The 12,630-nt window shown below is 35.4% G+C and carries 11 protein-coding genes and 2 pseudogenes; 5 read left to right on the forward strand and 8 right to left on the reverse strand.

The window, feature by feature from the left end:
* The 8 genes and pseudogenes from RTL21_RS12870 to RTL21_RS12905 all read right to left on the reverse strand — a co-directional run.
* Positions 1-136 (reverse strand): annotated as a pseudogene (locus RTL21_RS12870) (MDR family MFS transporter); the annotation flags it as partial.
* 428 nt (positions 137-564) lie between these two features.
* A complete protein-coding gene (locus RTL21_RS12875) occupies positions 565-1,197 on the reverse strand; it encodes an SGNH/GDSL hydrolase family protein (protein WP_312096288.1) in 633 nt (210 codons plus the stop codon).
* 229 nt (positions 1,198-1,426) lie between these two features.
* Positions 1,427-2,461, reverse strand: coding sequence for a metal ABC transporter substrate-binding protein (locus tag RTL21_RS12880; protein ID WP_312096289.1), 1,035 nt, complete (start codon positions 2,459-2,461; stop codon positions 1,427-1,429).
* Between the two features lie 18 nt (positions 2,462-2,479).
* Positions 2,480-2,629: pseudogene (gene rpmG / locus RTL21_RS12885) on the reverse strand (50S ribosomal protein L33).
* Positions 2,630-3,180: 551 nt separating this feature from the next.
* Complete coding sequence (locus RTL21_RS12890) at positions 3,181-4,230, reverse strand: Gfo/Idh/MocA family protein (protein WP_312096290.1); 1,050 nt, start codon at positions 4,228-4,230, stop codon at positions 3,181-3,183.
* A gap of 46 nt (positions 4,231-4,276) precedes the next feature.
* Entirely contained in the window at positions 4,277-5,245 is a 969-nt protein-coding gene (locus RTL21_RS12895; protein ID WP_312096291.1) for a sugar phosphate isomerase/epimerase family protein, read from the reverse strand.
* Between the two features lie 24 nt (positions 5,246-5,269).
* On the reverse strand, positions 5,270-6,325 hold the full coding sequence (locus RTL21_RS12900; protein ID WP_312096292.1) for a Gfo/Idh/MocA family protein: 1,056 nt from the start codon (positions 6,323-6,325) through the stop codon (positions 5,270-5,272).
* A 21-nt stretch (positions 6,326-6,346) separates the two neighbouring features.
* A complete protein-coding gene (locus RTL21_RS12905; RefSeq protein WP_312096293.1) occupies positions 6,347-7,063 on the reverse strand; it encodes a ThuA domain-containing protein in 717 nt (238 codons plus the stop codon).
* A gap of 185 nt (positions 7,064-7,248) precedes the next feature.
* On the opposite strand from RTL21_RS12905, the gene RTL21_RS12910 reads away from it, so the two are divergent.
* The 5 genes from RTL21_RS12910 (at position 7,249) to RTL21_RS12930 (ending at position 12,562) form a co-directional block, all read left to right on the forward strand.
* Positions 7,249-8,151, forward strand: coding sequence for a helix-turn-helix domain-containing protein (locus tag RTL21_RS12910; RefSeq protein WP_312096326.1), 903 nt, complete (start codon positions 7,249-7,251; stop codon positions 8,149-8,151).
* Positions 8,152-8,421: 270 nt separating this feature from the next.
* Positions 8,422-10,410: a methyl-accepting chemotaxis protein gene (locus RTL21_RS12915; protein WP_312096294.1), complete on the forward strand. Its 1,989-nt coding sequence runs from the start codon at positions 8,422-8,424 to the stop codon at positions 10,408-10,410.
* A gap of 118 nt (positions 10,411-10,528) precedes the next feature.
* Positions 10,529-11,413 carry a dipicolinate synthase subunit DpsA gene (gene dpsA, locus RTL21_RS12920; RefSeq protein WP_312096295.1) on the forward strand — a complete coding sequence of 295 codons (885 nt, stop codon included), beginning with the start codon at positions 10,529-10,531 and terminating at the stop codon, positions 11,411-11,413.
* A 129-nt stretch (positions 11,414-11,542) separates the two neighbouring features.
* A complete protein-coding gene (locus RTL21_RS12925) occupies positions 11,543-12,385 on the forward strand; it encodes an SPFH domain-containing protein (protein ID WP_312096296.1) in 843 nt (280 codons plus the stop codon).
* 12 nt (positions 12,386-12,397) lie between these two features.
* On the forward strand, positions 12,398-12,562 hold the full coding sequence (locus tag RTL21_RS12930; protein WP_312096297.1) for a type II toxin-antitoxin system antitoxin: 165 nt from the start codon (positions 12,398-12,400) through the stop codon (positions 12,560-12,562).
* Positions 12,563-12,630 lie beyond the last annotated feature (68 nt).

The following is a 12,630-nucleotide window of genomic DNA, read 5'->3' on the forward strand; positions in this document are numbered from 1 at the left end:
ACCCCGCAATTGATTTTCCAAAGGATTCTGTAAAATATATTGCTAAAAACGGAAAAAACATCCAAAAGGTAACATTAACGGTTGATTCACCAGCAAGACGAATCTTTAAATTTCGATCCCAATCTCTAAGTCGCATCGCCATGATTGTTGTTCACTCTCTTTCTATTTGCTTCCCCTATCATACCTTGATATTTCGGATTAGGAAAGACTTTCTTGTTTAAAAAAAGCGGCGGGTACCCGTTTAGGGGCGAGAACCCCATCAGCACCTGGGTGTCCGGAACTAGACAAAAAGAAAAGCGGAAGGGCTCGAATCTAGACAAATAGAAAAGCAGAGAGCACCCATTTAAGGCCGTATAGGGCGGAGAAGGTCATTCCGTTTTCTGCGAAAAGAAAGAGGCTTGTTCTCTAGCAACAACGCCTCTTTTCATAAAGTTGTATTGTAAACGTCTATTGCTATTACCGGCAGTCTGAATAATTTATTTTTTCCTGTTGGACACATTAATCTTTTAGAAAACGACCATTCATGATAATAGCTATAACTAAAAACTGGCTTTTCGATGTTTTCTATTTTCCTACTTTACATTTTTTATATGTTTTCAACCATGTTTGAGCCATCAGCATATTCCCAGCAGTATTCATATGTACACCATCTGTTGTTAGTACTTGATGATTTTCTTTTTGTAAATATTCTGTAAACACTTGATGAGTAGGAACAATTGTTGCTCCATACTTTTCTGCTAATTCATGGATTACTGCTACATAATCTTTTAATAAAATATTGCCTTTTGCTTCTATCGATTCCTCAATTATCGTCGGCTCCATCAAAAAGATGCTAGCTTCTGTGTGCATTTTAACTTGAGCTAATAAGCGATCATAAATTCCCTTAAATATCGCTGGAGTAACCTGTTCTAATTCAAGACGATCTAATTGTCTCCATACATCGTTAATTCCAATCGATATAGATACTAAATCTGGTTGTAAGGATAGCACATCCACTTCCCATCGTTTCTCTAAATCTGGGATTCTATTGCCATTGATGCCCTTATTTACAATGAAAGGCAATTCTTCTGGCTGATTTATGGCAAAATAATCTTTAATATAACGCACATATCCATAGCCAATTTGCTCGCTATCTTCAAATCTTCCTGCCTGTGTAATACTATCTCCAATAAACACAATTCGTTGATTAGCAGCCATCCATTTCTCCTCCATTAAAAACGTTTTCAATTATACAATAGCACTTCCAACACCAGCAAATCAACAAGCAAGTCAAGATTCCACTGATAAAGTTTCTTAAAAATCAAACAGTTGTATCAGGCTATTTTCGTAAAGTTTGTTGCTAATTAAATCGCAGCATTCATATTAATAAAAGCCTCAATTGGAATTAGAAGAAAAACTCCAATTGAGGCTTAGATAAGTTATCTGATTATTGTTGAGCTTGCACAATTTTATCTAAATTTCTTTCCATTACCTTAATATAATCCAATCCATTCTCTTCATCTTCTGTGCTTAACACTTCTAAAGTGCTAAGTACTTCTGTTTTTGCACCGATTTCTGATGCAAGTGTATCTGCAACCTTTTGAGATGCTGTTTCTTCAAAATAAATAACACTAATATCATGCTCTTTCGCAAAGTCTTTTAATTCAGCTAATCTTTGTGCATCTGGTTCTTGCTCTGGTGATAATCCAGCAATCGGTACTTGCGTTAATCCATATTCACTAGCCAAGTATCCAAATGCCGCGTGCTGTGTAATCATTTCTTTTTTCTCCACTTTACTTAAAGCGTCTTGATATTTTTGATCAAGGGTAGATAATTTAGCAATATATTCTTCACTATTTTGTTGATAAGTTTCCTTATTATCTGGATCTGCCTCGATTAAACTAGCTGTAATTGTTTCTACTTCTTTAATTGCTAAAGCAGGACTTAACCAAACATGGGGATCTTTCTCATGACTATGTTCATGTTCAGCTTCTTCGCTTTCATGATCATGATCTTCTTCTTCACTTTCGTGATCATGATCTGCCTCTTCACTCTCATGATCGTGATTTTCTTCTTCACTCTCATGATCATGTTCATCTTCAGTTCCTTCTTTTAATGTAATTCCTTTACTAGCTTCGACAAATACTGTTTCCTTATTATCAACTGCAGATTTAATTGTATCTACGAAACTTTCCATATAAACGCTATTAAATATAAATAAATCTGACGCTTGTACATTAGCTATATCCTTTGGTGTTGGCTCCCAACCATGCGGCTCCTGATTAGAAGGAATAAGTAATTTTACGTCTGCCTTATCACCAGCTATGTTTTTTGTAAATTCATACATTGGATAAAAGGTAGTCATAACCTGTATCTTCTCTTTGTTTGCTCCACTAGAAGCATCATTTTCTCCTTTACCACATGCAGCAATTATCAACACTGCAAGTAACATGATACTAACTAATTTAAATTTTTTCCCCATTTTTTTCACCCAGCCTTTTTATTTACTTTCTTTATGCAATGTTTTTCTTTTTAATCGTGGACTGTATTTCATCAGCTCTAACCGATCTGGATTATTGCGCTTATTTTTTGTTGTTATATAGTCACGATCTCCTGTTTATGTGCAAACTAGTGTTATATTTACTCTCATAATGACCAAACCTCTCTTTATTCATACCCTTAGTATGCAAGTGTAATACTAGATTATAATCCCAATTCAAGGGTTTATGCTAAGTTACAGTTATGTACGCTACCATCTATCAAAAACCTTTGAAAATTTGTAGAAAATCTACTTTTATCGCCTTAGGTAGTCTACAACCAAAACAATCATTTTACATTTTTACGAATTCTCCTGTTGTTCTAGCAAAACCTCCCTTACATAATAAGTGTGGCAAAATTATTTCCATTTCTTTCATCTACAGTACTCATTCAGGAATTACTTTACAGGCTCAGAAAGAATTAAATCGAAACAATTACGATTTATAACATTGAGTTAAAAATTTATTTCATCGACTATATTATATTAACCGTAATGATTACGATTTGTAAAGTGTTTTTTATTTTTTAAATGGAGTTTTTTACATTCTCTAGTAAAAAAAGAACGCTTCTTACACCGTAGCTTTTTAAAGAAAAAAACTATACCATCCGTGATCCGCGGAATAAGTATAGCTTTTCTAATTAACTATTTATTATAAAATAGTATTATAATGTCTCTACTGTCGATTTAAAATACACGCGTTCTTTTTTCTTCCCTGATTCATAAACCGCACAGATCATTTTTTGTGTTTTCAAAGCTTCTTCCCCTGTGACATCTAAAGGAACACCTGTAACTAAAGAATCATAAAAATTATTAATTTGCTTCACATGGCTTACTCCCCAATATCCTTTTACCCCATTTTCATAATGGAAGGTTTCTTGTGGATTATTGTCTGCAATAAATTCTCTTCCATCCAGTAAACGGACAGTTGCCCGGTCTGCAACCATTTTGGCAATTCCCTTTTCACAATGCAGCTCTATTTCGACTGGAGCATCATACGTATAATAATTAATGGCATGAAAAGCTGTAACGATGCCATTTTTATAAGCAATAACTCCTTCTGCCGCATCCTCCACTTCAATAATTTCATGTGCTCGATTACTTATCGATGCATCTACATACTTAATCTCTTCATTAATAAACCATCTCATTAAATCCATCGTATGAATCGCTTGATCGATTATTACACCGCCGCCTTCTTTTTCCCATGTTCCTTTCCAATCACTTTTTTGATAATATTCATCGGAACGGTCCCATGTAACCGAAAGCTTTCCTGATTTTATCGCACCAAGCTCCCCATTTTCAAGCATTCTCTTAATCAGCTGTGACCCAGGATTATAACGATTTTGGAAAATAACACCGAGGGTAACATTGTTTTCTTTTGCTGTCTCAACCATTGCTTTCGCATCATCATAGTGAATAGACATCGGTTTCTCTGTCAAAATATGAATCTTTCTTTTTGCCGCTTCTATTGTTACCGGTGCATGCAAATGATGTGGTAAACAGATATGTAAAACATCTATGCTTTCTTTTTCAAACATTTCTTTATAGTCGGTATAACTGGCACATTGATAGATTTTTGCTTTTTCTTCTGCTCGTTCTTGCTTTACATCACAAACTGCCACTAACTCTGCATCTTTTCTTGATACAATCGACTGAGCATGCATAGGAAAAATATTCCCACAACCAATAATACCTACCTTTAATTTGGACATGTTTCTCCCCCATTTCTATTTGTCTAACATTTTTTTACCGTGAAACTTACACCCACCACATTTGGGAAGGTGATTCTTCAATTAGAACAGATTTCAGATTCGTAACTGCTCTTGTTAGTCCTTCGCGAATCGACATAATTGGATCTTCATGTTCAATGCTAACAACGTAATCATATCCATAAGTTCGTAAGGCACTCATCATATCAGACCATTCACTGACACTATGTCCACATCCGACAGAGCGAAATGTCCATGCTCTTGTTTGCACTTCTCCATATGGCTGCATATCCGTTAATCCGTACATATTGACATTTTCCTGATCAATATACGTATCTTTCGCATGAAAATGATGGATGGCATTTTCTTTAGCTAAAATTTTTATTGCAGCAACTGGATCAATACCCTGCCACCATAGATGACTTGGATCCAAGTTTGCGCCAATCGCCTCGCATGTTTCCTCTCGTAATTTAAGTAATGTATATGGTGTATGCACAAGGAACCCGCCATGTAGCTCTAAGCCAATTTTCACTCCATGCTCCTGTGCTACATTCCCTATTTCCTTCCAATAAGGGATTAGCTTTTGTTCCCATTGCCATTTCTTTACATCCGCGTATTCATTCGGCCATGGTGTAACTGGCCAGTTAGGATATTTTGCGCCCTCATGATCCCCAGCAGTTCCGGAAAAGCAGTTTACAACAGGAACGTTCATTAAGGATGCTAGTTTAATTGTTTTAATTAATGTTTCATGGGATTCCTTTGCGAATTCTTCTTCTGGTGAAATTGGATTTCCATGGCAGCTGAATGCACTAATGATAAGGTCACGCTCTGCCACCTTTTCTAGATATTCTTTTCGCTTTTCTTCTGATTCCAATAATTCATCTACATTACAATGGTTGTTTCCAGGATAACCACCTGTACCTATTTCTACTGCTTGAATTCCTGCTGACTTCACCGCATCAAGCATTTCTTCAAATGGTTTATCAGCAAATAAAACAGTAAATACACCTAATTTCATGAGAAGTTCTCCTTTCGATCATTCTTAATTGTTGATTACGGCTTGATTATTTATCTCTATTTTCGCAATGGTCTTCTTTTCTTGTGACTCTAATGCAGCTAGAATGATAGCTAAAGATTTTTTTCCTTCTTCTCCAGATATAAGAGGCTCTTTATCTTCTAAAATACTTTCTACAAAATGGTCAATAACACCCGTTTTATTCTGTCCGCCATTATCATTTGACTGAATTCTACCTAACTCATAATTCACTTTTTCTCCATTTGTATATTGAATAATTAACGAATAGTTTGGATCATCTTCTAAGCGAATAACTGCTTTTTCTGCATAGATAACCGTAGAATTATCTTCTTTCCCTCTATAAGCCCAGCTCGCAGTAAGAGTTCCAATAATACCGCTTTCTGTTCGTAATATACAAACTGCATTGTCATCCACACTTGAAAAATCTTTTGCATTTGTTTCTACAAATGCTCCTACTTCCGTGAATTCTTCTCCTAATACATACCGTAATAAATCTGCTTTATGTACTCCTAAATCTCCCATAGCGCCAATAAACGCTTCTTCCTTTTTAAAGAACCAGCTGTCTTTCCCATCTACGCTCCAGCCTTCTGGACCACCATGACCGAATGTAGTACGGAAACTGTAGATTTTTCCAACTTCTCCACTTTTAATCAACTGATGTGCTTTTTGATGAGAGGAGACAAAACGTTGATTATGCCCAATCATCAATTTTTTTCCGCTCTGTTTAGCAGCTTGTATCATTTGGTCTGCTTCTTCCTCTGATGTTGCCATTGGCTTTTCACAAAGAACATGTTTTCCAGCATGCAAGGCATCAATTGAAATAGGAGCATGAAGATAGTTAGGTGTACACACACTTACCGCATCTATTTCTGCGATTTTTAATAATTCTTTATAATCGGTAAATGCTTGAACCTGATATTTGTCAGCAACTTCTGCAACTCTTTCTTCATGTATGTCACATACCGCAACCAGTTCCACTTGATTATTCCACATATACTCCGGAATATGACGATGCTGTGCAATACTTCCACATCCTATTACACCAACTTTTAATTTTGCCATTATCATTTCCTCCTCGAATATTTACTTAACAGATATTGTTTCGATAGGCTTTGCATTTCCGTAAACCGGTTTCTTCCGTTTAACTGGTGTTGCCCATTTAACTGCATTACTAATCACTTGTTGGATATCTTTATGATGATACGTTGGGTACGTCTCATGCCCTGGTCTAAAATAAAATACCTTTCCGTTTCCTCTAGCATATGTACAGCCGCTGCGGAACACCTCTCCACCTTCAAACCAGCTTGTGAAAATAAGCTCATCTGGGGCAGGAATATCAAAATGTTCTCCATACATTTCTTCTTTTTCCAATTCAATGTATTCATTAATTCCTTCGACGATTGGATGATTAGGAGCTACGACCCATAATCTTTCACGATCATCTGCTTCCCTCCATTTAAGGTCACAGCTAGTACCCATTAAGGATTTGAAAATTTTCGAAAAATGACCAGAATGAAGTACAATTAACCCCATTCCATCTAATACTCGTTGTTTCACTTTTTGTACAATTTCATCCTGTACCTCATGATGAGCTAAATGGCCCCACCACACTAATACTTCTGTATTATTCAATACTTCCTCTGTTAATCCGTGGTCTGGCTCATCTAAAGTTGCAGTATGTGTTTCGTAGCCTTCCTTTTCCAGAAATGCAGCGATTGTACCATGAATTCCATTTGGATAAATCTCTGCTACGAGTGGATTTTTCTTTTCATGACGATTTTCATTCCAGACTGTAATCATTGTTTTGCAACTCCTTTTTCATTTATGTATGGCTTCATTATAAAAAATGAAAGCGTATAAAAAAATGCTTAATCCTGTCATTTTTTTATGCAATTGTGTCATTTACTCCCCTTCTTTTTGCTACAATAGAGAGAAGCAAGTTATATTTAAAATCTCGTCAAATAGGAGGAGAATATGAAGTGGAAATGGGGATAAAACTAACCGATAATCAGCCTGTTAACGAAAAAGTAATTTACCAAAACCCTCTATTGTCCCTAAAAGTTTGGGAGATAAATGATGTGAGAGAGCAAGCAATGACCCCAGTTGAATATCACCCTTGGCACTATCATAAAGAAGTGGAATTACTTGCGATTCTTGATGGGAGTTTGGCGGTGCAAACAAAAGAAAATGATCAAACGCTTTCTTCAGGGGATGTACTTATTATGGGGGCTTCACAACCTCATAGAACAAGTAAAGTTAGGAAAGAAAAATTACGCTATATCGTCTTGCAAATTGATTTGCAAAAACATTTTGATCAGAGTATTCTCCCTTACTTCTATTGTTTTTCAGAATTAACGCATCCATTAGAAAGGATAAATTATATTTTTGAAGAAAATCAGCAAATAAAACAAGAGGTACATTTTTTAATTAATGAAATACATAGAGAAAGTCAAACGAAAGAAAAAGGATATGAAATTGCGATCAATTATTTGATCAAAAGGCTGCTTCTTCTATTAGTCAGAAACGATACAAAAAATTTGCTCCATTATTCGGAAGAACAAGACCTTACTAGACTTAAACCTGTTTTAGATTATATTGATAGTCATTTAGAAGAACGAATTCTCGTAGAGGATGTTTGTGTACTATTGAATTTTAGCTATCATCATTTTATTAAATACTTTAAAAAAGTTATGGGAATGTCTTTTGTTGATTATATAAATCTAAAGCGAATTAAAAAAGCTGAATTATTACTTTTAACGACAGATAAAAGTATTTTAGAAATAAGCTATGAGGCTGGGATAACAAATATGGCTCAGTTTTATAAACTTTTCAAACGGGAAAATCAATGTTCACCGAAAGCATTTAAAAATAAAATGCTAAAAAGCTAACCCTTTATAACTAATTCAAAACAGCTGACAAACACAGCTGTTTTTATTTTTGTGACACTTTTGTAAATTTTTTCAGATTTTTCACAAAAAAAGTTCAGAAATTTAATAAAAGTCCTTCATATTTGTCAAAACTTGTCGAAATAATAATTAACTTTTGATTATAAAGCATATTTGAATATGTCATATAGTCCTTAGTTATACAGCAACAAATGTCTAAGAAACAATTAATTCATGGATGACACAAAAATCTATGGAAAGGAGCTAAGATTGATGAGAAAATTGACATCATTCAATCAAAATTTAAAATTAAGCACAAAACTCTACATTGCTTTTGCCCTTATTCTAATCGTCCCTACTTTAACGGTAGCGTACCTATCTCTGCAAAGTGCAAAACATGAACTTAGCGAAAAAATAACGGAGAGCACAAAAGAGAATGTTAAATTATTAAACAGTAGTATCGACAATACGATTTCTCCCAAGCTTTATGATGCAAATTATTTGGCAGATATAATAACAGGCGACCTATTTGAAAAAAAAGAAGATAATCCTGTTGCTCTTATGACAAAGCTAGACCAATATAAAGGACTTCACCCTGAAGCTGACGCCGTTTATTTAGGAACTCTAGACGGAAAAATGTACACTTCTCCAGCTCTAGATCTCCCAGATGATTATGATCCAAGAGAAAGAACATGGTTCACACAAGCAATGAACAATTCAGAAGATAAAGCAATCGTAACAAGTCCTTATATAGATGCTAGTTCTGGAGAAATGGTAGTAACCATTACAAAAAAAACAACAGATGGTGCCGGAGTAATTGGAATTGACCTTAATTTATCCGCATTAGAAAAAACTACCCAAGAAGTGGAACTTGGTAAAGAAAGCTATATCATTCTTTTAGATGCAGAACAAACCTTTCTTGTCAGCCCAGTAAATGAAACCGGCACAAAGGTTGACAAAGATTTTCCTAATCTATATAACCAAAATTCTGGAGAGCATCATTATAAAAGGAATGATGAAGATAGAACACTATACTATTTAACAAATGAGAATACAGGATGGAAGATTGTTGGCTCGATGCTGGACGCTGAAACAGACGCTGCAGCAAAACCTATCTTACAAAAAAGTCTTTTAGTTGTGGCCATTTCTATTATTCTTGGTGGAGCTATTATTATTTTAATTATTCGTTCGCTTGTTAATAGATTAAAAGACATTCAGAATAAAGCAAAAAAAATAAGCGATGGAGATCTTACAGAAGAGATACGTATTCAGTCAAATGATGAAATTGGACAACTTGCCCAGTCTTTTACTACCATGCAAACCAGTTTAAAAACACTTTTAAGAACTCTTGAGCACCATTCTTTAACGGTTGCCACAACTGCTGAAGAGTTAAACGCTAGTGCTGGTCAAACAAGTGAAGCTAATGAGCAAGTCGCAACAGCCATCCAACATGTGGCTATTAGTGCCGAAAAACAAACAGAAGGCGTAGAAGCAAATATACTTTCCTTAAATCAAATAGTAAATGGTACAAATACGGTTTTGCTAAATGCTAATGAAGTGTTAGAGCGTACACAAACTACTACTCAAAATGCAGAAGTAGGAAAAGCGATTGTCCAGCAAACCGTTAATCAAATGAGTGAAATTCATCATTCCGTATCTGATTCAAATAAAGTAATAGCTTCTTTAAACGATCGTACAAAAGAAATTGGTGCTATCGTAGATGTTATCACCGATATTTCTAATCAGACTAATTTACTTGCCCTAAACGCTGCAATTGAAGCAGCAAGAGCTGGAGAATCAGGAAAGGGTTTTACTGTCGTAGCAGATGAAGTAAGAAAATTAGCTGAACAATCTCAAATTTCTGCTAGTCAAATTACGGAAATCATTAAGGCGATTCAACAAGATTCAAAAGAAACAGTTCATACAATGTCCACTGTAGAAAAAAATGTGCAGAAAGGACTTGAAATTTCAGAAGAAGCCATCAATAAATTTATGGAAATATATGATAATATGAATCTAATATCACCACAAATGTCGCAAGTAACTTCGACTCTAAATGATATATTAACTTTTGTGCAAAACACAGAAAAAACAGCAGAAATTATATCAGATTTAGCCAAAAACAATGCTGCTTCTTCTGAAGAAGTTGCAGCTTCAACAGAAGAACAACTTGCTGCAATGGAAGAAATATCTTCATCTGCCAATACACTTGCTTCCATGACAGATGAATTGATCCAGTTAATAAAAAAATATAAGTTTTAATCGCAACAAAATAAACATGTTATGCTCAAAATAAATCTAAAGGGAAATAGTCTGAATAATTCTATACCTCCATATAGTTTACTATATGGAGGTATTCTATCTACGTAGAGGAAAGGAAGTGAAACGATTGAATCAGAATCAAGTGTTATTAATCATTGGTGGTGACTTTAGACAGCTTGAAGTGATTCGTCTTTTAGCACCCAAGCTAAGTAAAATTTACTTAATTGGTTTTGAAGATGCTTCCATCCCTTTTGAAAATGTGGTGAAAGTAAATTGGCAAACTACCCCGTTTCATGAAGTGGACAGTATTCTCTTACCAATTCCAGGGATTCAGGATAACGGAATCGCTGAATCTGCATTTTCCACTAAAGAACTGATTCTAACAAAAGAAATAATAAATAAAACAAAACCAAACTCTACCTTGTATTCTGGAATTATTACTCCCTTCTTAAAACAACTAGCTGCAGAAACAAATCGAAATTTGGTAGCACTTTTTGCCAGAAATGATGTAGCAATTCTTAATTCCATCCCAACAGCAGAAGGTGCATTAATGCTCGCTATAAAACATACGGATATTACGATACATAACGCAGAAGTGCTTGTTCTTGGTTTCGGAAGAGTCGGTAAAACAGTTGCCCGCCTTTTTTCTGCGGTTGGCGCAAAAGTTACAGTCCTAGTTAACAAAAAGGAGGATGAAGCAAGAGTGATCGAAATGGGATTTGCCCCGATTTTCGAAACGGCATTGGAATCCACAATCCCATACCAGCATATTGTTATTAATACTGTTCCTGCACTAATTCTAACTTCTACCCTTATAAAAAAAATGTCCAGCCAAGCTTTGATCATTGACTTAGCAAGTAAACCAGGTGGAACAGATTTCGTGGCTGCAAAGGAACACAATATCCAAACATTATGGGCATTAGGTTTACCTGCAAAGGTTGCACCAAGGGCAGCTGGCAGCATTATCGGAGAAACCTTATTAGAATTACTTACAACAGAATAACAGTGAAAAAGATTGGAGATAGCTAGCTATCTCCTTTTTGTATGCACATAACCACCGGCTACCTATTTACAATATTATACAAAAGTGATATCATAATTATATCAAATTGAAATTATAGGAGTGATTCATTTGAAAGAAAAGAGCGCATTTCATTTTAATGGATTTATCGGTGTTCTTCTTATTGCTATCTCCCTTTTTCTTGGCGTTTATTTACTCGTACAAGAAATTCCTGGTGCAGCGATTCCATTTTTACTATTAGCTGTTCTTCTATGCAGTGGGATAACGATTATTCAACCGAATCAGGCTGTAGTCGTAACCTTTTTTGGAAAATATTTAGGTTCTATTCGCAGTAGTGGATTATTTTTAACAGTTCCCTTAACCTTAAGAAAAACAATTTCCTTACGTGTTCGCAATTTTAACAGTAAGCGATTAAAAGTAAATGATGTCGATGGGAATCCAATCGAGATAGCAGCAGTTATTGTTTTTAAAGTGATTGATACCGCAAAAGCTATTTTTGATGTGGACAATTACGAGGAATTTGTAGAAATACAAAGCGAAACAGCAATCCGCCATGTTGCAACGAAATACCCATATGATACATTTGAAAACGTGGAATTAACATTACGAGGCAATGCAGAGGAAGTTTCCAATGAGCTTACAACGGAATTACAGGCTCGACTAGATCTTGCTGGCGTCGAAGTGATCGAAGCAAGATTAACTCATTTAGCTTATTCTACCGAAATCGCTCAAGCAATGTTGCAGCGCCAACAAGCCTCTGCTATCATATCTGCTCGCCATAAAATTGTCGAAGGAGCTGTGGGAATGGCGCAAATGGCCATTAACCAATTAGAAAAAGATAAAATCATTGAATTAGATGATGAAAGAAAGGTACAATTAGTAAATAATTTACTAGTAGCGATTGTTTCCGAAAATCCTACAACTCCTGTAATTAATACAGGTACTTTATATTAATGAGTGGTATAAATGACGAAGAAAAAAAGCTTTCCATTACGCATTGATCCGGAGCTATACGAAGTACTCCAAAAATGGGCTGCAGATGATTTCCGCAGTATTAACAGTCATATTGAGTATTTGCTTCGTGAATCTGCCAAAAAAGCCAAGCGATTTCCAAAGCAAAAAGAGGATTGACTTAACAGATGATTCGTTTCATCTAAAAAGGAGGCCAGAGCTTTTATGAAAAGCACCGGCCTCCCTCT

Source organism: Niallia sp. (genome assembly GCF_031978665.1).
GTDB lineage: Bacteria > Bacillota > Bacilli > Bacillales > Cytobacillaceae > Niallia.

Bases quoted from the DNA above. Each gene is read 5' to 3' on its own strand.
- RTL21_RS12915 (WP_312096294.1), top strand. From the start codon at position 8,422: ATGAGAAAATTGACATCATTCAATCAAAATTTAAAATTAAGCACAAAA.
- RTL21_RS12910 (WP_312096326.1), top strand. From the start codon at position 7,249: ATGGGGATAAAACTAACCGATAATCAGCCTGTTAACGAAAAAGTAATT.
- RTL21_RS12905 (WP_312096293.1), bottom strand. From the start codon at position 7,063: ATGATTACAGTCTGGAATGAAAATCGTCATGAAAAGAAAAATCCACTC.
- RTL21_RS12890 (WP_312096290.1), bottom strand. From the start codon at position 4,230: ATGTCCAAATTAAAGGTAGGTATTATTGGTTGTGGGAATATTTTTCCT.
- RTL21_RS12875 (WP_312096288.1), bottom strand. From the start codon at position 1,197: ATGGCTGCTAATCAACGAATTGTGTTTATTGGAGATAGTATTACACAG.
- RTL21_RS12900 (WP_312096292.1), bottom strand. From the start codon at position 6,325: ATGGCAAAATTAAAAGTTGGTGTAATAGGATGTGGAAGTATTGCACAG.
- RTL21_RS12930 (WP_312096297.1), top strand. From the start codon at position 12,398: ATGACGAAGAAAAAAAGCTTTCCATTACGCATTGATCCGGAGCTATAC.
- RTL21_RS12880 (WP_312096289.1), bottom strand. From the start codon at position 2,461: ATGGGGAAAAAATTTAAATTAGTTAGTATCATGTTACTTGCAGTGTTG.
- RTL21_RS12895 (WP_312096291.1), bottom strand. From the start codon at position 5,245: ATGAAATTAGGTGTATTTACTGTTTTATTTGCTGATAAACCATTTGAA.